The 19,274-nt window shown below is 71.8% G+C and carries 21 protein-coding genes; 11 read left to right on the top strand and 10 right to left on the bottom strand.

Annotated elements, in window-relative coordinates; translation table 11 throughout:
- Nucleotides 1–77 precede the first annotated feature (77 nt).
- The 4 genes from IEY82_RS13295 to IEY82_RS13280 all read left to right on the top strand — a co-directional run bounded on the left by IEY82_RS13295 (nt 78) and on the right by IEY82_RS13280 (nt 7,096).
- Complete coding sequence (locus IEY82_RS13295) at nt 78–2,018, top strand: hypothetical protein (protein ID WP_189124389.1); 1,941 nt, start codon at nt 78–80, stop codon at nt 2,016–2,018.
- A gap of 70 nt (nt 2,019–2,088) precedes the next feature.
- Complete coding sequence (locus IEY82_RS13290; protein WP_189124388.1) at nt 2,089–5,124, top strand: ATP-binding protein; 3,036 nt, start codon at nt 2,089–2,091, stop codon at nt 5,122–5,124.
- Between the two features lie 39 nt (nt 5,125–5,163).
- A complete protein-coding gene (locus tag IEY82_RS13285) occupies nt 5,164–6,393 on the top strand; it encodes a MurT ligase domain-containing protein (RefSeq protein ID WP_189124387.1) in 1,230 nt (409 codons plus the stop codon).
- On the top strand, nt 6,383–7,096 hold the full coding sequence (locus tag IEY82_RS13280) for a type 1 glutamine amidotransferase (protein WP_189124386.1): 714 nt from the start codon (nt 6,383–6,385) through the stop codon (nt 7,094–7,096). Before IEY82_RS13285 ends, IEY82_RS13280 begins: the two co-directional genes overlap by 11 nt.
- A 94-nt stretch (nt 7,097–7,190) precedes the next feature.
- On the opposite strand, the gene IEY82_RS13275 is transcribed toward IEY82_RS13280, so the two are convergent.
- Complete coding sequence (locus IEY82_RS13275) at nt 7,191–7,553, bottom strand: DsrE family protein (protein ID WP_189124385.1); 363 nt, start codon at nt 7,551–7,553, stop codon at nt 7,191–7,193.
- A gap of 87 nt (nt 7,554–7,640) precedes the next feature.
- Here IEY82_RS13275 and IEY82_RS13270 point away from each other — a divergent pair, with 87 nt between their 5' ends.
- The 4 genes from IEY82_RS13270 to ygfZ all read left to right on the top strand — a co-directional run bounded on the left by IEY82_RS13270 (nt 7,641) and on the right by ygfZ (nt 10,142).
- Nucleotides 7,641–8,129, top strand: a complete 489-nt coding sequence (locus IEY82_RS13270; protein WP_189124384.1) for a heme-binding beta-barrel domain-containing protein — start codon at nt 7,641–7,643, stop codon at nt 8,127–8,129.
- Nucleotides 8,126–8,422 carry a DUF2470 domain-containing protein gene (locus IEY82_RS13265; protein WP_189124383.1) on the top strand — a complete coding sequence of 99 codons (297 nt, stop codon included), beginning with the start codon at nt 8,126–8,128 and terminating at the stop codon, nt 8,420–8,422. The genes IEY82_RS13270 and IEY82_RS13265 overlap by 4 nt, the downstream gene beginning before the upstream one ends.
- 358 nt (nt 8,423–8,780) lie before the next feature.
- Nucleotides 8,781–9,194, top strand: a complete 414-nt coding sequence (locus IEY82_RS13260) for a Fur family transcriptional regulator (protein ID WP_189124382.1) — start codon at nt 8,781–8,783, stop codon at nt 9,192–9,194.
- Nucleotides 9,195–9,203: 9 nt separating this feature from the next.
- Complete coding sequence (gene ygfZ, locus IEY82_RS13255) at nt 9,204–10,142, top strand: CAF17-like 4Fe-4S cluster assembly/insertion protein YgfZ (RefSeq protein ID WP_189124381.1); 939 nt, start codon at nt 9,204–9,206, stop codon at nt 10,140–10,142.
- A gap of 4 nt (nt 10,143–10,146) precedes the next feature.
- Here the strand turns inward: ygfZ and dtd are convergent, their stop codons facing one another.
- Nucleotides 10,147–10,572: a D-aminoacyl-tRNA deacylase gene (gene dtd, locus IEY82_RS13250; RefSeq protein WP_189124380.1), complete on the bottom strand. Its 426-nt coding sequence runs from the start codon at nt 10,570–10,572 to the stop codon at nt 10,147–10,149.
- Nucleotides 10,573–10,632: 60 nt separating this feature from the next.
- On the opposite strand from dtd, the gene IEY82_RS13245 reads away from it, so the two are divergent.
- A complete protein-coding gene (locus IEY82_RS13245) occupies nt 10,633–11,535 on the top strand; it encodes an asparaginase (protein WP_189124379.1) in 903 nt (300 codons plus the stop codon).
- 160 nt (nt 11,536–11,695) lie between these two features.
- On the opposite strand, the gene IEY82_RS13240 is transcribed toward IEY82_RS13245, so the two are convergent.
- Both IEY82_RS13240 and IEY82_RS13235 read right to left on the bottom strand, forming a co-directional pair.
- Nucleotides 11,696–12,295, bottom strand: coding sequence for an ankyrin repeat domain-containing protein (locus IEY82_RS13240; RefSeq protein ID WP_225263222.1), 600 nt, complete (start codon nt 12,293–12,295; stop codon nt 11,696–11,698).
- A gap of 54 nt (nt 12,296–12,349) precedes the next feature.
- The gene (locus IEY82_RS13235; RefSeq protein ID WP_189124378.1) at nt 12,350–13,960 is read right to left on the bottom strand and encodes a DUF2207 domain-containing protein; all 1,611 of its coding nucleotides are present in this window, start codon (nt 13,958–13,960) and stop codon (nt 12,350–12,352) included.
- Between the two features lie 197 nt (nt 13,961–14,157).
- Between IEY82_RS13235 and IEY82_RS13230 the strand changes: the two genes are divergently transcribed.
- On the top strand, nt 14,158–14,823 hold the full coding sequence (locus IEY82_RS13230; protein ID WP_189124377.1) for an ankyrin repeat domain-containing protein: 666 nt from the start codon (nt 14,158–14,160) through the stop codon (nt 14,821–14,823).
- Nucleotides 14,824–14,982: 159 nt separating this feature from the next.
- Here the strand turns inward: IEY82_RS13230 and IEY82_RS13225 are convergent, their stop codons facing one another.
- Nucleotides 14,983–15,717, bottom strand: coding sequence for an alanyl-tRNA editing protein (locus IEY82_RS13225; RefSeq protein WP_189124376.1), 735 nt, complete (start codon nt 15,715–15,717; stop codon nt 14,983–14,985).
- Nucleotides 15,718–15,927: 210 nt separating this feature from the next.
- On the opposite strand from IEY82_RS13225, the gene IEY82_RS13220 reads away from it, so the two are divergent.
- On the top strand, nt 15,928–16,473 hold the full coding sequence (locus tag IEY82_RS13220; protein WP_189124375.1) for an SGNH/GDSL hydrolase family protein: 546 nt from the start codon (nt 15,928–15,930) through the stop codon (nt 16,471–16,473).
- Nucleotides 16,474–16,503: 30 nt separating this feature from the next.
- Here IEY82_RS13220 and IEY82_RS13215 read toward each other — a convergent pair whose 3' ends face one another.
- The 5 genes from IEY82_RS13215 to IEY82_RS13195 all read right to left on the bottom strand — a co-directional run bounded on the left by IEY82_RS13215 (nt 16,504) and on the right by IEY82_RS13195 (nt 19,227).
- On the bottom strand, nt 16,504–16,875 hold the full coding sequence (locus IEY82_RS13215; RefSeq protein ID WP_189124374.1) for a DUF2516 family protein: 372 nt from the start codon (nt 16,873–16,875) through the stop codon (nt 16,504–16,506).
- Nucleotides 16,876–16,998: 123 nt separating this feature from the next.
- Nucleotides 16,999–17,409, bottom strand: coding sequence for a hypothetical protein (locus IEY82_RS13210; RefSeq protein WP_189124373.1), 411 nt, complete (start codon nt 17,407–17,409; stop codon nt 16,999–17,001).
- A 3-nt stretch (nt 17,410–17,412) separates the two neighbouring features.
- Entirely contained in the window at nt 17,413–17,907 is a 495-nt protein-coding gene (locus IEY82_RS13205; protein WP_189124372.1) for a helix-turn-helix domain-containing protein, read from the bottom strand.
- A gap of 61 nt (nt 17,908–17,968) precedes the next feature.
- The gene (locus IEY82_RS13200; protein ID WP_189124371.1) at nt 17,969–18,874 is read right to left on the bottom strand and encodes a M56 family metallopeptidase; all 906 of its coding nucleotides are present in this window, start codon (nt 18,872–18,874) and stop codon (nt 17,969–17,971) included.
- Complete coding sequence (locus tag IEY82_RS13195) at nt 18,871–19,227, bottom strand: BlaI/MecI/CopY family transcriptional regulator (protein WP_189124370.1); 357 nt, start codon at nt 19,225–19,227, stop codon at nt 18,871–18,873. Before IEY82_RS13195 ends, IEY82_RS13200 begins: the two co-directional genes overlap by 4 nt.
- Between the last annotated feature and the right edge of the window lie 47 nt (nt 19,228–19,274).

Below are 19,274 nucleotides of genomic sequence, written 5' to 3'. Positions count from 1 at the left end.
GGTTCTAGCTCATACGCTGTCACGGAGCGGAGGGACAAGCCCCTACTACTAACGACATATCGCGGCCGGAGGGTCACGTGGTGGACGTGCATCCCGAGCATGCGCAGCTCCAGGCGGACCGCATCTACCTGGGCTGGCAGTACATCCTGCTGCACCCCGACCCCGGCCCCCCGCCGAAGCGCCCCTCGCCCGCCGAGGACGAGCCGGTCCCCGAAGAACCCGACCCCGACCGGATGCGCCGCGAGCGCCTCCAGGAGGACATGCTCAACCGGCCCGTACGGGTCTTCCGGATGCTCATGCTCGTGGTGACCGGGCTGATCGTCGGTGTGGCCGCCGCCGGCTACCTCAACTGGTCCTTCGCCCTGCTCGGCCTGGTCGCGGCCGGAGGCGTGGCCGCGATCTGCAGCTACGCCCTGCTCCAGGGCGACCGGGCGGTCCGCTACCGGGTCTACGAGCAACAGGTCCGAGACGACCGCAGGCGGCAGGAACGTGACAAGGAGCTGTTCCGCGCCCAGGAGGAGCACGCCCAGCGCTACCGCGAGTGGCAGGAGGTCAAGGACCGCCACGACCGCCAGCTGAGCTGGTACGCCGTGGCCGTGCCCGACGAGATCGACCGCATCGACGTGGCCGGCGGCACGCTGCCCGGCTGGTCGGCGCTGATCACCCTGCTCGGCGCGACCCGCCTCTACAGCGGCGGCCACCTGACGGTGCTCGACCTGTCGGAGGGGGCGATCGCCAAGGACCTCATCGAGCTGGCCCGCCGAGGCGGCGACGACCCGCTGGTCTGGGTGCTGCCGGTCGACCTGCCCCGCCTCGACCTGGGCGCCACGCTCAAGCCCGAGGCGTTCGCCGACGTCCTGGCGCACGTGGTGAGCGTGAGCGAGGAGCACCGCTCCACCCGCGACCTCAGCTTCGACAACGCCATCCTGGAGCGGGTGCTCGAAGTGCTCGGCGAGAACGCCACGATCAGCCAGGTGACCGCCGCGCTCCGGGCGCTGGCCCAGGTCGGCGACCCACGCGACGACCTGCGCTACGGGCTCATCACCGCGACGCAACTGGAGCGCATCGGCACCCTGTTCGGGCGCGGGGTGAGCGACCGCGTGGTGATCGAACGAGCCTGGGCGCTGGAGTCGCAGCTGCGCAAGCTGGAGACGCTCGGCACCCAGGCGGTGCGCCTGCCGCCCGCCAGGCTCCGGGTGGTGAGCATGGACCGGCAGGCGGGCGTGTTCGGCAACCGGGTGCTCGGCACCTACGTGGCCACCGCGCTGACCCACATCCTGCGCCAGTCGCCGGCCTCCGACCGGCCCTGGTATCACACGATCATCGTCGCGGGCGCCGACAAGCTCCGCGGCGACGTGCTCGACCGGCTCATGGACGCCTGCGAGACCTCCCGTACCGGACTCGTCCTGACCTACCGGTCGCTGACCCCGGCCGTCCGCGAGCGGCTGGGCCGCGGCCACGCGGCGGTGGCGTTCATGCGTCTCGGCAACGCCGAGGACGCCCGGGTCGCCAGCGAGCACGTCGGCACCGAGCACCGGCTGGAGCTGGCCCAGCTGACCGAGACGATCAGCGACTCGCTCCCCGGGCTCAACGGCGGCTACACCTCCACGATCTCCCAGGTCGAAGGCCGGGAGGAGGCCCACGGCGAGAGCCGCACCGACCTCGCCGAGGACATCACCGAGTCGACCCAGTGGGGCAGGACCGCCGACAAGATCGGCGAGAAGGAGCGGGTGCTGCAGCGCTCCCGGGAGTTCCTGGTCGAGCCGCACCAGCTCCAGCAGCTGCCCACCACGTCCGTCATCGTCACCGACGCCACCGCCAAGGGCCGGCGGGTGCGCCTGGCCGACGCGAACCCGGCCATTCTCACCTTCCCCAAGACCACGCTCGGCGAGCTGGAGGATGTACGCGAAGCCGTCCTCTCGGTCGACGGCCCCAAAGATCCCGAAGGCGACGGAGACCCCCCTCCCAACCTCGGACCGCCACCCGAGCGCCTGGACTGGCGCAAGCAAAGGCAATGACATGGTCAATGTCGAGGTGTCGTCCTGACGGTGGGCGGACTTTACTAAGAGACCGTCGTGGGGGGATGAAATGCAGCCGAGTGTCTCGCTGAGTGGGCCCTGGTACCGGATCCAGTCCATCGCCGCGCCGTCGCGAAGCTCATCGGCGGAGTGGGACTTCGTCACCGTCCTGCCCGCCGTGCTGTCGGCGGCGCAGCGCGACCGGCCGTTCGTCATCGGCTGGCTGTCACGCGGCTCCGGCGCTCCGCTGGAGCTGATCACCAACGCCGGGCCGCTGTCGCCGCCGCGCCAGCCGCGCCGCTCACCCGACACGCCCGGAGCGCCGTCCGGGCCGCAGCCGCTGCTGTTCCCCGGCGGGGCGCGCGGGGTGCAGCTCGACGAGGAGTACCTCGCCGACCTGGCCGACCTGGTGTGGACGACGTGCCCCGGCCGCCAGGCGCCGCCGCTCGGCGGCCGGCGCGAGTTCGCCGAGCTCGACTCCGACGAGCTCAAGCGGCCCACGTTGTTCGAGTCGACGCTGGTCACGCTCATGTCGCGGCCGTTCGCCTGGCTGGTCGTGGCCGAGCCCACCGACCTGCTCGACGCCGAGGTGGCCCACCTGCGCACCCAGCTGAACGTGCTGCGCCAGTACGGCGACGCCTCCGAACGCTCCCGCTTCGACGCCGAACGGGCCGAACGCCGCATGCAGGAGCTCGACGCCTTCCGCGAGGCCGGGCTGTGGAACGTCCGCGTGCTGGCCGGCGGCGCCACGGCCGACGAGCTGCGCCAGATCGCGCCGGTGCTCGTCGGCTCGGTCGAGATGAGCCATCACCCCTACCGGCTGCGCAGCGCCCAGGGCTCGGTCTACGCCCTGTCGGAGGCGCTGGCGGTCACCATGCAGGACCCGGCCGACGGGGCCGCCGCGCCGTTCGCCGCCACGGCCGGGGCCCTCGCGGCGCTGGCCGGGCTGCCCCGGCGCGAGGTGCCCGGCGTACGCGTGCTCGACTCGGGGTTCTTCGACGTGACCTCCGAGACCGACGGCGGCGAGCTGGAGCTGGGCGAGATCCTCGACGGGCAGGACCGCGCGGTCGGCTCCTTCCGGGTGCCGCTGGCCACGCTCAACCGGCACGCCTTCATCACCGGCGCCACCGGCTCCGGCAAGTCGCAGACCGTCAGGCACCTGCTGGAGCAGCTCAGCCAGGCGCGCATCCCGTGGCTGGCGATCGAGCCCGCCAAGTCCGAGTACGCCGCCATGGCCGGCCGCCTCGCGTCACTGGGAGACCAGCAGGGCCAGGCGCGCGGCCGGCCCGCCAACTCCGTCACCGTGATCAACCCGTCCGCCCCGGGGGGCGTGCCGTTCAGCGTCAACCCCCTGGAGCCCGAGCCCGGCTACCCCGTGCAGGCGCACATCGACATGGTCAGGGCGCTGTTCATGGCGGCGTTCGACGCCGAGGAGCCCTTCCCGCAGATCATGTCGCTGTCGCTGCAGCGGGTCTACGAGGCCAACGGCTGGGACGTGGTCACCGGCGGCGCGGTCCCCGGCTCCAAGGTGCCGCCCAGCGTGCCCACGCTGGAGCAGCTGCAGCACCACGCGATGGACGTGATCAAGGAGATCGGCTACGGCCGCGAGGTGCAGGCCGACGTCGAGGGGTTCATCTCGCTCCGGCTGCGCTCCCTGCGGGTCGGGTCGGCCGGGCGCTTCTTCGAGGGCGGCCACCCCGCCGACATCGGCGGCCTGCTGAAGCGGAACGTGGTGCTGGCGATCGAGGACGTGGCCAACGACGAGGACAAGGCGTTCCTCATGGGCACGCTGATCATCCGCATCGTGGAGCACCTGCGGATGCGCGCCCGGCAGGAGAGGTCCACCGGCCTGCGGCACGTCATCGTGATCGAGGAGGCGCACCGGCTGCTGCGCGACCGCGGCGCCGGCCGGGCCGCGACCCACGCCGTGGAGCTCCTGGCCGGCATGCTCGCCGAGATCAGGGCGTACGGAGAGGGCATCGTGGTGGCCGAGCAGATCCCCACCAAGCTCGTCTCCGACGTGGTGAAGAACACCGCCCTGAAGGTCGTGCACCGCCTGCCCGCCGAGGACGACAGACAGCTCGTCGGCGCCGCGATGAACCTGAGCGTCGAGCAGTCCCGTCAGGTCGTCTCCCTGCAGCCGGGCTCGGCCGCGGTGTTCACCGACGGGATGGACCGGCCGCTGCGGGTCCGCGTGCCGCTGGGCGAGTCCCGCGAGAAGACGCTGCCCGGCCCGCCCCCGCCGATCCGCGGCCGACGGTCGTCGGCCTGCGGCTCGCAGTGCCGCGCCGGCCAGGCGTGCACGCTGGTCGAGCTGCGCGAGGCCGACGTGCTCGCCGACGCGCCCGACTGGGCCTGGCTGCGCGTCTGGTGCGACACGGTGGTGCTCGCCTTCGTCTGCAACCGGCCGCTGCCCGGCGTGCCCCGCGCCCTGGCCGCCATCTGGTCCGACCTGCCCGTACGCCGCCGCGAGTGCCTGCTCGCCACCCTCGTCGAACGCTCGGTGCGGCGGCGGGCCTGGTCACTGCGGAGCTGGTTCGACCCCGCGCTGCTCACCGAGAAGGCCGCCGAGACCGCCACGCGGCTGCTCGGCGGCGTCGAGGGCGGCGAGCGGCCCGGCCCCACCTGGGTCATCCCGCAGGTGCGCTGGCTGCACGAGGTCGACCGGCTCTTCCCGTACGGCCGCCCCGCCCCCGACCTGCGCAGCCCGGCGCCGCCCATGGAGTACGCCCTGTTCCGCCACACGCAGAACGGCGGCGGCCCGACGGAGCCCGCCCAGACCGAGTTGCTCGGCCACCGGGCCAGAGCGCTGCGCCACCACCCCCTGTCGATGGAGATCGAGCACAACCGGGCGCTGGCCTGGCGGGTCATCCTCGGCGACGACGAGAACGAGGGGCTGCAGCGCGACGTCACGACGGTCGCGATCGGCATCGACCCGGCGGCCCGGCTCCGGCACGTCGGCCAGACCATGGGGGCCGGCTGGCTCGAAGGCGTGCTGTCGTGGCCGAGCCGGTTCGTGCTGCCGTTCGACCAGGGCGGCGCGCCGGAGATCACCTTCGCCGATCCGGGCCGGCGCGCGGCGTTTTCCGGCGCGGCCCCCGAGTAGGGAGTGCCGCGGGTCGGATGGCGACTAGGATCGATGTCCATGACCCAGCTTCCACTGCGGGCTCAGCTCGCGAGCGCCCTGGGACGCAGTGCGGCCACGCTCTCCAGGATGACCGGGCGAGGCGACGGTTCGGTGATCGGCGGACGGGTCGGCCTGATGCTGGAGCCCGATCTGCTCCGCAAGCTGGCCCGTGACCGCAAGCTGGCCCTCGTCAGCGCGACCAACGGCAAGACCACCACCACCCGGCTGATCACCTCCGCCCTGCTGGAGCTGGGCGAGGTGGCCACCAACGCGTTCGGCGCCAACATGCCGGCCGGCCACGTCTCGGCGCTGTCCCAGCACAAGGGCGCCCCCTACGGCGTCCTCGAGGTCGACGAGAAATACCTGCCCGAGGTGCTCGACACCACCGGCGCGGGCGTCGTCTGCCTGATGAATCTCAGCCGCGACCAGATGGACCGCGCCGCGGAGATCTGGCTGCTCGCGCAGAAGTGGCGCCGGGCGCTGTCCGGCAGGCCCACCCACGTCATCGCCAACTGCGACGACCCGCTCGTCACCTGGGGCGCCTCGACGGCGGCCCAGGTCACCTGGGTCGCGGGCGGCCAGCGGTGGAAGGAAGACTCCTGGTGCTGCCCCGAGTGCGGCGGCCCGCTCGACCGCAAGGACGCCGACTGGGCGTGCCGCGAGTGCACCTTCCACCGGCCCGAGCCGCACTGGGTCCTCGACGACGACGCCGTCCTCGACCCGCGTGGCCAGCGGTGGCTGCTCGACATCCAGCTGCCCGGCCTGGCCAACCGCTCCAACGCGGTCATGGCGCTGGCCGTCGCCGAGACGTTCGGGCTGCCGGTCGACCGGGCGCTGCCCAGGCTGCGCGAGGTCACCTCGGTGGCCGGCCGCTACACCACGGTCCAGCGCGACGGCAGGCACGCCCGACTGCTGCTGGCCAAGAACCCCGCCGGCTGGCTGGAGGCGTTCGACGTCTCCGACCCCCGGCAGCCGATCATCCTGTCGGTCAACGCGCAGGGCCCCGACGGGCGCGACACCTCCTGGCTGTGGGACGTCGACTACCGCATCCTGCGCGGCCGTCCGGTGTTCGTCACCGGGGAGCGCCGCCTCGACCTGGCCCTCCGGCTCGACGTGGCCGACGTGCCGTTCGCGCTCTGCGAGTCGTTCTCCGAGGCGCTGGCCATGCAGCCGCCCGGCCCGGTCGACGTGATCGCCAACTACACCGCCTTCCAGCAGATCCGATCGGAGTTCGGTCGTGCCGTCTGACAGCGCCCTGCGCATCGTGTGGATCTATCCCGACCTCCTGAGCACCTACGGTGACCAGGGCAACGTGCTCGTGTTGGAGCAGCGTGCCCAGCGCCGGGGCATCGCCACCGAGACCGTGCACGTGCGCTCGGCCGACCCGGTGCCCGAGACGGGCGACATCTACCTCATCGGCGGCGGCGAGGACCGTCCGCAGATCCTCGCGGCCGAGCGCCTGCGCCGCGACGGCGGGCTGCGCAGCGCCATCGGCCGGGGTGCCGCGATGCTCGCCGTGTGCGCCGGCTACCAGATCATGGGCAGCACGTTCGGCGGTGAGGAGGGCCAGCCGGTCGACGGCCTCGGCCTGCTCGACATCGCCAGCTCCCGTGGCCCGGCCCGCGCGGTGGGCGAGCTCGTGGCGGAGGTCGACTCGGCCCTCGGGCTCCCCACGCTGACCGGTTTCGAGAACCACATGGGCGTCACCCGGCTGGGCCCCGGAGCCAGGCCGCTGTCGCGGACCATCAAGGGCGTCGGCAACGGCGACGGCTTCGAGGGCTGCTACGCGGGCCACGTCGTGGGCACCTATCTGCACGGCCCGGCGCTGGCCCGCAACCCCGCGCTCGCCGACCTGCTCCTCGGCTGGATCGTCGGCGAGCTGGCGCCCCTCGACGACACCCGTTACGAGCAGCTCCGCCAGGAACGCCTGGGCGCCGTCCTCAGCGCCTGACCGGCACGGAGGGTCTGGTGCAGGAGACGAGAAGCCGGTCGGCTCAGGGCCTGAGGCAGGAGACCTGGCCCAGGCTGTCGGCTCAGGGCCGGGGTCAGTAGACCAGGGCTTGGGCGCCGTCGGCCACGGCCTCCTCGACGAAGGCGGGCGCGCCGGCGATGCGCACCCCCTCGATGAGGTCGTCGACCGTGATGTCACGACGGGCCGCGCACTGGGTGCACACCGTGAGCCGCCCGCCCGCGAGCACGGCGTCGAGCAGGTCGGGCAGCGGAGCCGCGTGTGGCAGGCTGAGATCCTTGGCCCGGCCGGGCACGGCGAACCACGACGCCTCCCCGGTCAGCCAGACGGAGACGGAGACCCCGCTCGCCAGCGCGGCCGCCGCGACCGTGAATGCCTGGTTGCAGCGCTCGGGGTCGTCGGCCCCGGCGGTCACTTTGATCACCAGTGATCGTGCCATGCCCGTACCCTAACGCCCCGCCGAGACCGCTGCCGGGATGGACGGCGGCGGACGTGGACGGCGGCCCGGCGACTAGGGTTGTGACCCATGGAAGAACCTGAGATGCACGCCGATCTCGAGCCCATCGCCTTCCTGCTGGGCCGCTGGGAGGGCGCGGGCGTGGGCGGCTATCCCACGATCGACAGCTTCAACTTCGGCCAGGAGATCGAGTTCACCCACAACGGCAAGCCGTTCCTGTCCTACGTGAGCCGCACCTGGCTGCTCGACCACGACGGCGACCGGGTCAGGCCGCTCGCCACCGAGTCCGGCTACTGGCGGCCACAGCCCGAGCGCCAGGTGGAGGTGGTGCTCGCGCACCCGACCGGCATCGTGGAGGTCTACGTCGGTGAGGTGGTCTTCCACAAGATCGAGCTGCGTACCGACGTGGTGGCGCGCACGGTCACGGCCAAGGAATACACCGCGGGGCACCGGCTCTACGGGCTGGTCAAGGGCAATCTGATGTGGGCCTACGACATGGCCGCGGAGGGGCAGCCGCTCACCTCGCACATGTCCGCGGAGCTGAAGAGGGTGTCATGAGCAGTCCGTTCACCGCCGAGGCGGTCGAGGCGATCAAGCGCCACATGAACGACGACCACGGCGACGACGCGCTGGTCATCGTCCGAGGGCTGGGCGGCCGGCCGGCCGCGACCCGGGCCACCACGAGCGGCGTCGACGCCGAGGCGATCGAGTTCACGATCGACGGCGGCGAGCTGGTCAGGGTGGCGTGGGGCGAGACGCTGACCGAGCGGCAGCAGGTGCGCATGGCGGTCGTACGGCTCTATCGGGAGGCGTGCGCCGCGCTCGGCGTCGAGGCGCGAGGCGAGCACTGAGCGCGAAGTGAGCGCTGAGCGTGTGGCGAGCGCTGACTGTGTGGCGGGCGCTGAGGGGGCGCTGAAGGCTCTGGGAAAGTGAGAAGGGCCCCGGGCGAGCTTCCGTCTGTCGTGCAGACGGGCCGGATGGACCATGGTCGGGAAGGGTTCCCGCCCTCCGGCTGCCAGGGGCCCCGGTGGTTGCCTCGAATTCGCCGAACGGCCGAGACTGGAGTCCGCGTCGTCAGCGGACAACCACCTCGCTAGCCCAACTATGAATCACCATTGTTTGGACCACCTCCTTTCCGCGTACTCACGAAGCTATGCGTTCTGTCGCGAACAGGGCAAGCGATTAACGCCCGGCCGTAGACTCGGGTGCATGACGGAGACGCAGTGGCACGAGCAACTCCGCGCCAAGGGCTACCGGGTGACTCCCCAGCGGCAGCTCGTGCTTGAGGCGGTCAAGGAGCTGGAGCACGCCACGCCGGAGGAGATCTGCGTCAAGGTGCGCGAGACGGCGCGCGGGGTCAACATCTCGACCGTCTACCGCACCCTCGAGCTGCTCGAAGAGCTCGGCATGGTGACCCACACCCATCTCGGTCACGGCGCTCCCACCTATCACCTGGCGGCCGTGGCCGACCACGTCCATCTGGTGTGCCGCGGCTGCGGCGTGGTGAGCGAGGTGCGGCCCCAGCTGGCCGAGGGGCTGATCAAGGGGCTCGACGACGAGCTGGGCTTCCTGGCCGACGTCCACCATCTGACCGTCTTCGGCCGTTGCCGCGACTGCAGATAGCCTGAGGGCATGCGTAGCCCTCTGCTCGATCTCCCCGGCGCCGTCCCCGCCGACGCGCCGGACTCCGACGTAGCCGCGCACTATGGCGACCTCTACGCCGAACAACGCGCGCTGGTCAAGGGCGAGGCGGTCGTCGACCGCAGCAACCGCGAGGTGATCCGGGTCTCGGGAGCCGACCGGCTCAAGTGGCTCAACGACCTGACCTCGCAGAAGCTCGACACGCTCACCCCCGGTGAGTGGACCCAGACGCTCGACCTCGACCTGCAGGGCCGCATCCGGCACCACCTGACGCTGGTCGACGACGGTGAGAGCGTGCTGGCCCACGTCGAGCCGGGCACCGCCCAGAGCCTGATCGACTACCTCGACCGGATGCGGTTCATGCTGCGCGTGGAGGTGTCGCGGGCCGACGACCTCGCGGTGCTCTCCTCGGCCACCGAGGACTTCCTGGTGCCGCGCGCCGAGCTGGCCGACCACCTGGGCAAGCCGCTGGCGGGCCTGTGGGCGTACGAAGCGCTGCGCATCGAGGAGCACCGGCCGCGGGTCGGCTTCGACACCGACCACAAGACGATCCCGCACGAGATCGGCCTGATCGGCACCGCCGTCCACCTCACCAAGGGCTGCTACCGCGGCCAGGAGACGGTCGCCCGGGTGCACAACCTCGGCCACCCGCCCCGCCGCTTGGTCTTCCTGCATCTCGACGGCAGCGTCGATACGCTGCCGCCGCACGGCGCGCCGGTGATCTTCGAGAGCCAGGAGGTCGGCGTGGTCGGCTCCGCCGCCCGCCACCACGAGCTGGGCCCGATCGCGCTGGCGATGGTCAAGCGCACGGTGCCGGTCGACGCCCCGCTCCTCGCGGGCGGTGTCGCCGCCTCCCAGGAAGTGATCGTCCCGCCCGACGCCGGGCGCAACGTCACGATCGACCCGAGCCTGCGGCGCCGGCTCCGCTGACGCCTCAGACGTCCACGACGAGCGTGATCGGGCCGTCGTTGACCAGGGAGACCTTCATGTCGGCGCCGAAGACGCCGGTCTCCACCCGGGCGCCCAGGGCCCGGAGCTCCTCGACCACGGCCTCGACCAGAGGCTCGGCGACCGGCCCTGGGGCGGCCGCCTGCCAGGTGGGCCGGCGGCCCTTGCGAGCGTCGCCGTACAGGGTGAACTGACTGATCACCAGGAGCGGCGCCGCGATGTCGGAGCAGGACTTCTCGCCCTGAAGGACGCGGAGGGTCCAGAGCTTGGCGGCCAGCCTCGCCGCCTCGGCCGGGGTGTCGGTGTGGGTCACGCCGACCAGGACGAGCAGGCCGGGCTCGTCGATCGCGCCGACGGTGCGCCCGTCGACGACCACGGACGCGGAGCTCACTCGTTGTACGACTGCTCGCATGGGATCCCATTCTGGCCCAGCTGGAACGCTCCGTAGACTCGCCCCGAAAGGGGAGGCGATATGTCGCTGGTGGTGGAGGTCGTCCGGTCCGGGTTCGTGGAGTCCAGGCACCAGGCCCGGATGCTGACCTTCGACGCCGACGGGCGGCCGGGTGAGACGCACGGGGCGGTGCACGTTCCGGCGTCGCCGCGGTCGTCGATGAAGCCGTTGCAGGCTCTCGGCATGCTGCGCGCCGGGCTCCGGCTCGACGGTGAGCTGCTCGCGCTGGCCTGCGGCTCGCACGCCGGTGAGCCGTACCACGTCAACGGCGCGCGGAAGATCCTGGCGGGGGCGGGGCTGGACGAGTCGGCGCTGCGATGCCCTGAGGACTACCCGGAGGACCGGGCGGTGACCGAGCGGAGCCGGGTCCGCATGAACTGCTCGGGCAAGCACGCGGCCATGCTCGCCACCTGCGTGGTCAACGACTGGCCGGTCACCGGCTATCTCGATCCGGCGCATCCCCTGCAGCGCGCGATCCGCGCCACGGTGGAGGAGCTGACCGGCGAACGGGTCGCGGCCTCGGGAGTCGACGGGTGCGGCGCGCCGCTCTTCTTCGTCTCGATGGTGGGCGTGGCCCGGGCGTTCCGCACGTTTCCGCTCGCCGCCGATGACTCGTTCGAACGACGGATCTATCACGCCATGACGGCCCACCCGGAGTGGACGTCCGGCACCGGCCGGATGGAGGCCACGCTGATGCGGGCCGTCCCGGGGCTGATGCTGAAGGCGGGCGCCGAGGCGTTCGAGGCGTTCGCGCTCGCCGACGGGCGGGTGGGGGTGGTCAAGGTCGAGGACGGATCGAGCCGGGCCCGCACCCCGCTGACCGTGGCCGCTCTGCGGGCTCTGGGAGTCGACGTCGACCTGCCCGCCACGCCGGTCATGGGCGGTGGCCGCCCGGTGGGCGAGCTGCGCGTCACCGCCTCCTGAGAGCTCCTGAGGGCTGCCCTGGTGCGCGTCGCGCACCGGCCCCTCGGGCGTGGTCCCGCACCGGCCCCTCGGGCGTGGTCGCGCACCGGCCTCTCGGACGTGTCACGGGCCGGCGTCTCGGGCGCGTCGCGCACCGACCCGGGATGCGACCCGGGTGCCTTCAGGCGCGTCCGGCGCCGGCGGCTCGCAGGAGGTCGGCGATCTCGTGCTGGCCCTTCGCGACCGCGTGCTCCAGCGGCGTGACGCCGACGTTGTCGGCCAGGTCGGGGGCGGCGCCGGCGGCCAGCAGCAGCCGGACGATCTCCTGGTAGCGCTCGGACCCGTCGCCCAGGATGATCGCCTCCAGCAGGCCGGTCCAGCCCAGGTCGTTGACGTGGTCGACGTCGATGCCCGTCTTGAGCACCTCGCGCACGTACTCGACGTGGCCCCGCTCGCAGGCGGGGAGCAGCGAGACCCCGCCGTAGCGGTTGCGGACGGTCAGGTCGGGCCCGGCGGGCAGCAGCGCGCGCATCATCGCCACGCTGCCGGTCACCCCGGTCACCAGCCACGGGGTGTCGTGCTGGGCGTCCGGCGCGTCGGGGTCGGCCCCGGCCGAGACCAGGATCTGCGCGACCTCCACGTGGTCGGCCGCCACGGCCAGGAGCAGTGCGGTGCGGCCCCGGCTGTCGCGGGCGTCGACGTCGGCGCCTTCGATCACGGCCTCGCGCACAGCGGCGGCGTCGCCGGTCACGGCGGCTGTGAGCAGCTGTTCCTTGAGCACGCCTGATCCTTTCACGCCGGACCGTACGGCTACCCGCAGGACGCTCGTGACACGTCAGAGGGTGCGGAACTGGCGGCTGGCCGAGATCGCGCCCGAGGTCGTCGTGGTGAACGTACGCATCGACCCCGCGAAGTTCGACAGGTCCCACTCGGCCGGCCCGTGGTACCAGTAGAGGTTGTCGGCCTGGTGCCCGTTGCCGGTGACCGAGGCCACCACGCGCGACCAGTGCTCCACCCCGTCGAAGATGACGGCGTACGGCAGGTAGCGGGAGAACAGCTCCACCCGGTGCTGCTCGGGCACCTCGCCCAGCTCACCGGAGAACAGATACTCGCGGAACCCCAGCGTGTGGGCCAGCGCGGCCGACCCCTTGGCGGTCTTGGCCGGCATGTACTGCCCGCCGACGGCCAGCGCGCCGCCCGCGATGATCACGGCCAGCCCCAGCAGCCCGTACGTGGTGAACCAGGCCAGCGCCACCGTGGCCAGCACGCCCACGCCGATGAGCACCACACCGATCAGGGTCCACCGGGTGCGCTCGGTGTCGGGGCGGCGGGCGAACCAGCCCTGCGTGACCACGTCGCGGTAGAGGGCGTCGCGGACCTCGCCCAGATGGCTGGCGAAGGAGCCCGACAGCTGCGACAGCAGCACGGCGTCACGGCCCTCGAAGATGGCGTCGTAGAGGGCCTGCTCGTACGGCAGCAGCGTGCCGGCCGGCGCTTTGGGCAGCCGTACCAGCATCCAGTCGGGCGCGTCGTAGGTTTGGCGTGGCTGCTCGTCGATCCGCAGGTAGCCGCGGACCGCCAGGTCCACGATGGTCGCCGTCACGTCCACCACGTCGGCCTGTTCGTCCACCAGCGTGCCGATCTGGCCCGGCCGGACCCCGTCGGGCGGGGAGAAGTGCCCGTTCTGCACCGGGTCGATCGCGCCCTTCTCGTGGTCGGCGACCCGGGCGTCGCGGCCGCGCGTCCAGTAGAGCAGGCCCAGGCCGCCGAGCATCAGCACCAGGAGGCCGGCCAGGGCGCCACCGGTGACGGTGTCGAGCGTGAAGGCGCTCGCCAGCGAGAAGCGCCTCTCCAGGATCGGCCCGCCGCCGCTCGCGCCCTTCGGGTAGCCGACGACGACGGTGAGCGCCTGGCCGGCGGCGAGGTTCTCCTGCTCGAAGTCGGCCTCGGTGCCGGTGTGGTTCATGGAGGCCGACGTGCAGCCGATGGCGGAGGTCAGCTCGCCGGCGAAGCACGACAGCGCCTGCACCGGGCCCGGCCCGCTCACCTTGACGGTGGCCTTGGCGACCGGGGTGTCCCAGCCGTTGACCGCGAACCAGCGCAGCTCCTCGACGTCGCCCGAGGCGGTCACGGCGCCCTTGACGTCGTACTCGACGGTGGCCGGGGCCGTCACGGTGAGCACGTCGCCGGTCAGCTTGCCGCCCTTGACGTTGGAGATCTGGTAGAGCCGGTCGTTGTCGTCGTCGTAGCGGGTTCGGGTGAGGAACGTCCGCCTGAGCTCGCCCGTGCCTCCGGTGATCTTCTCGACGACGTGCAGCGTGCCACCCTTGCCGAGGGTCAGGGTGATCTCGTCGCTGATGCCGGCCTCAGCCATGGCGGGCGCGATGGAGGTCAGTGCCAGAACGGCCGCGACCAGTCCGGCCAGCGTGAGCCTGATTCCCGTCATGGCCGCAGATCGTAGCGGTTCGTCCCCTGTTGGGGTGAGTGAGCGACAGGTTCGTGATCAGCCGAGCGTGATGCCGCCGCTCGGCACACGCTCGTCAGGACGCCCCCCGGCGCGGGCCCGAGCAGCGCTGCTTGACGGGCCGCGGTCGGTCGTGGAAGGACGGAGCTGACAGCGCTTCCCTCGCGCCAGGAGACCCGATGAACGAGGCCATCGAAGCGATCAGATCGGGCGACATGCCCACGTTCCGGCGCCTGCTGGCGGAGGATCCCTCGCTGGCGCGCGCCCGGCCCGACGGTCAGCGCACACTCCTCCACACGGCCACCGACTGGCCCGGTCACCTGCCGCACGCCACGGCGACGATCGCCGCGCTGGTGGCGGCGGGCGCCGACGTCGACGCGCCGTTCGCGGGCGATCACGCGGAGACGCCCCTGCACTGGGCGGCCAGCAACGACGACGTGGCCGCCGTCGACGCGCTGCTCGACGCTGGAGCGGACGTCGACGCGCCGGGCGCGATCATCGGCGGTGGCACGCCGCTCGCCGACGCGGTGGCGTTCGGCCAGTGGGCGGCGGCCCGCCGCCTCGTCGAACGCGGCGCCCGCGTCGAGCCCCGGCACGCGGCGGCCCTCGGCCTCGCCGACCAGGTCACGGTCACCGATCAGGAAGAGCTCGACCTCTGCTTCTGGTACGCCTGCCACGGCGGGCGGCGCGAGATCGCCGAGCGGTTGCTGACCCAGGGCGCCACCCTCGACTGGGTGCCGCCCTGGGAGCGGCTCACGCCCCTGGACGCCGCCCAACGTCACGGCTTCACCGACCTGTCGGCCTGGCTGCGCGCCCAGGGCGCCCACTCGGCCACGGCCCTGTAGCCGCAGTTCTGTAGCCACGGCCTGCAGCCACGGCCCTGTCGCAGCGGCCTGGCGGTGGGCCGGGCCTCGGCGACCGCGTCCCCGCCCATGTGGCCGCGACCCGGCGACTCTTGGCCGTGGCGCGCCGAAGCCGGGGAGGTGGCCCCGAGGCGCGGGAGGTCAGCTGGAGATGGCGATGCGGAGGCGGCGGAAGCCCCGGCCCTTGCTCTCGATCTTGGCCACCTTGATGTGGCCGATCTGCTTGGTCGAGGCCACGTGGGTGCCGCCGTCGGCCTGGGTGTCGAGGCCCACGATGTCGATGACGCGGACCTCGGGCACGTCCTCCGGCACCAGGTTGGTCGCGGTGCGGATGATGTCGGGGATGGCGAAGGCCTCCTCGCGGGGCAGGACACGCACGTCGATGCGGCGGTCGGCGAGGATCTCGGCGTTGCAGGCGTCCTCCACCGCCTCCTTGAACCCTGGCGGCACCTCCGGCAGGTTGAAGTCCATGCGGGCGGTGAGGACGTCCATGTTGCCGCCGGTCACCAGCGAGCCGTAGTCGCGGAACACCACGCCGCACAGCACGTGCAGGCCCGAATGGGTGCGCATGAGGGCCGAACGCCGCTCGTCGGCCACCGCCGCCCTGACGGTCGTGCCCACCGGGGGGAGCGGGTCGCCCTCAGCCGGGATCAGGTGGAGATCGTCGCCTTTGCGTACGCCGACGATCCGGGTCTCCACGCCCTGCCAGAGCAGAACTCCGTGATCAGCGGGCTGGCCGCCCCCACCTGGGTAAAATGCCGACCTGGTCAAGACGATCCCGTCGGGTGCCGAGTCGAGGACGACGGCCTCGAAGTCGCGAAGGTTCTGATCGGACAGTTCGAGCCGTCGCGTGCGCCCGTGGAGGTCGATGGTCATGTAGTGCAGCCTAGAACCATCGAGGTGGCCATGCCCGGCTTGGTGCGGCACCCCCTGATCGCACCGGCCGCGGTCATCTTGGCGATTTGTGCGGCTATATCGGGATGTTCCGCCGATCCCGAGAATCCGCCCACCTCGGCCGCACCGGCGAACACATCCGATGCCAACGGGTCCGGGGCGGGACAGGCCGGGCCGTGGCCGGCGCCGGTGATGATGGTGATCGGTGACAGCTTCACCGTGGGCTCCGGCCCGGTGCCCAGTTGGCGGGCCTACGCCTGTGAGGCCGCCCGTCTGCTCGGCTGGCAGCCGGTCATCGCGGGCGCGGGCGGCACCGGCTATCTCAGCAGGGGGCGCGCCGGCCGTACCTTCCAGGAGTCGTTCGAGGCGGAGCTGGCCTGGCGGCCCGCACCGGACGTGCTGGTCATCTCGGGAGGTCACAACGACCTCCGCTGGGCCACGCCGGACGTGCGCCGCGCGGCCGCGAGGCTGGCCGCCACCGCCGGGGCCCGCTGGCCGCACACGAGGATCGTGCTGATGGGCCCGATCTGGCTGGACACGCCCCCGCGCAAGGCCTATCGGATCCGTGACGCCGTGGCCGAGGCCGCGCGGGAGGCGGGGATCGGCTTCCTCGACCCGCTGGAGCGGCGCTGGATCACCGGCGCCCACGAGAAGGTGCTGCTGCCGGACGGCGTGCACCCGACGCGGTCGGGCCATCTGCTCCTGGCCCGATGGCTGGCAGGGGAGCTGAGCGCCTAGCCGGCTGCGACAGGCGTGGCTACGCGGTGGTCACCAGGGCCCGTAGGGGCCGCTGCTGCTGCCGCCGCGGCCCATGCCCTTGACGGCGGGCTTCACGTCGACGATGTAGATGACGGAGGCGATCACCGCGGCGATGGAGAAGATGCTGACGGCGCCGAGCCCGATGAACTGCATGCCACCGACCATCGAGAACGCCAGCAGGAACGACCACGCGCCGGCGCCGGAGAACAGGGTCGCCAGGCCGAGGATGATCAACCAGATGTTCTTCTTCAGCTTGCCCGCGGAGGTGAAGGCGGCCTGCGGCACGCGCAACGCGTGGACCAGCGCGTAGACGGACATGCCGAAGATGCCGACGGAGAGCAGCAGGAAGAGAAGGTTGAGGCCACCGTTGATGAGGTTCATGTGTTCGCTCCGCCCAATGCTCGCGATGAATCGGCTTCAGCCTAACGGGCGTGCCCGTCCGGCGGGCACCCCGGCGACGAAAGGCCCGCCTCCCTCTGGGAGACGGGCCCCGCGTGTCGCCGGTCAGGCCTTGGTCTTGGTGGTGCGGGCCGGCTTCTTGACCGGGGTGGCGACGGGCGGCTCGGCGGCCACCGACACCTCCTCCAGCTCCAGCGCGGCCTCGCCGCTCACCTTGCTGACGGCCTTGCGGCCCCGGGAGGCGAAGTCCTCGTAGACCTCGTTGGCCCGGTGGGTGATCTGGTCGGCGTACTCGCGCGCCTTCTCGGGGAACTCCTTGGCGAAGCCCTCGGCCTTGCCGGCGTAGACGCGGGCCTTCTCCGGCAGGTCCTTGGCGAGGTCGGCGCGCCGCGACTGCAGCCTCTGCAGCTGCTCGGGCAGCTCACGCAGCTTCTCGACGGCGAAGTCGCCGACGCCCGCGACGGCGTAGAACGGCTTGGACTCGGTGAGCTTCTTGACTTCGGTGGTGAGCGGCATGGGTTAACCTTCCTTGGTTTCCTGGTTGACGGTGCCGTTGCCCCCGGAAGCCGCGTAGGGCTCAAGAGCGGCGAGGAATTCCTCCGGCAGCGGCGGCTCGTCGTCCGTCACGGAGTCGCCCCGAGGATGAGCCTTCTGGGAGGTCTGCTCGTCTTCGGGGTGCTTCTCCTTGCGGAACGACTCGTAGATATCGATCAGCACCTGACGTTGTCTCTCGGAGAGGTGCGCGTCGGCCCTGATGGCGGTCACCACGTCACTCGGCGTCTCCCGGTCCTCGATGAGGCCCGCCTGCACGTAGAGCGCCTGTGAGGAGATTTGCAAGCCCTTGGCGATCTGGTTGAGGATCTCCGCGCTCGGCTTGCGCAGCCCCCGCTCGATCTGGCTCAGGTAGGGGTTGGAGACCCCCGCCGCTGACGCGAGCTGGCGCAGGGAGATCTTCGCCTGCTGCCGTTGCTCGCGGATGTACTCGCCGATCGAGCCGACCTTCGGTAGTGCCATAGGGCTTATTCTGCCCCGCACTGCTTGCAATTGCAAACGGTCTGGTTAACACCAGCAAGCGTTAAAGCTGGTAGACCCACAGCAGGGACGCGGACGTGACCAATGTCACGGAGCAGGCCAGCAGCATGTAGCGCAGGCCCGGAGCCAGGTCGGGATCGGGCTTGATCAGGCGGTCCACCCGCGCCATGACGTGGTGGGCGTGCAGGCTGATCATGCCCTGCGGCGTCGGCATGGCGCCTGCCGTACCGAATCTGAGCAGGGCGGTGGCGAGCCGGCGCGGTGAGCAGTAGCGGCGGGCGCGGTCGTCGGCGGCCATCTCGACGAGCAGCTCGACCTGCGACTGGGCGTCGCTCACCACCTTGGACCAGGGCAGAGCCCGGCGCAGCGCGGCGAACGGCAGCAGGACGAGGTCGTGACGCTCGCGTACGTGGGCCGCCTCGTGCGCGAGGACGGCCGTCAGCTCGTCCTCTGACAGGAGCTTGAGCGCGCCCTCGCTGACCACCACCTGCGAGCGCAGGCCGGGCACGCAGTAGGCGGCGGCGCTCGGATGGTCGAGCACCCGCACACCCGGCAGGACCGGGTTGTCGTGGGAGATCAGCGCGAGCAGCGCGCGGTGGCGCCGGCGCGCCCGCAACGCCTGCACGCCCGCGGTGAGCAGCACCACGACGAGCACGGTCAGGCAGGTGATGCCGGCGACCATGGCCAGCAGGTGAGCCAGGTCCCACGGCTCGCCCGGAGCCATGCCCTGGGCGAACGCGAGCAGGCCCGGCAGCACGCCCACCTCGTAGGGCTGGACGGCGTAGGCGAGCATCGCGCCGGTGGTGGCCAGCCCCCAGGTCACGCCGAGGGACTGCCAGAGCAGGATCGCGACCCGGGGGGACCGAGAGGTCCAGCGGGCGGTCGTGAAACGCCAGGCCCCGAGCGCGCACGCCACAGCGAGCGCTGCCAGCGCCGCTGCCGTGATCACTCGTCCTCCAGCTCCGTGAGGGCTCTTCGCAGGATCTCCGCCTCCGGGCCGGACACGGCCTGGGCGAAGCGGGTGAGGGCGGCCGACCGGTCGCCCGTCATGTCCAGTGCTCCCAGCATAAGCTCGGCGACGTACGCGTCGCGGCTCTCCGCCGGAGAGTAGCGCCACGCGCGGCCGTCACGGGTGCGCTGGAGGAAGCCTTTGCGGGTGAGGCGGTCGAGGACGGTCATGACCGTGGTCGGGGCCAGGTCGCGGTCGGCGATGAGCCTGCCGACCTCGCGGGCGGTCAGTGGGGTGTCCTCCGCCCAGAGGATGTCCATGATGCTGCGTTCGAGCTCGCCAAGACCCTTCACACTCTCCAGCGTAGTACTACAACGTGTCGAGCATGCAGCGGGGAGCT

This window comes from Nonomuraea cavernae, assembly GCF_014646355.1.
Taxonomy (GTDB): Bacteria; Actinomycetota; Actinomycetes; order Streptosporangiales; family Streptosporangiaceae; genus Nonomuraea; species Nonomuraea cavernae.
This window is presented reverse-complemented; position numbering and strand designations above follow the sequence as displayed.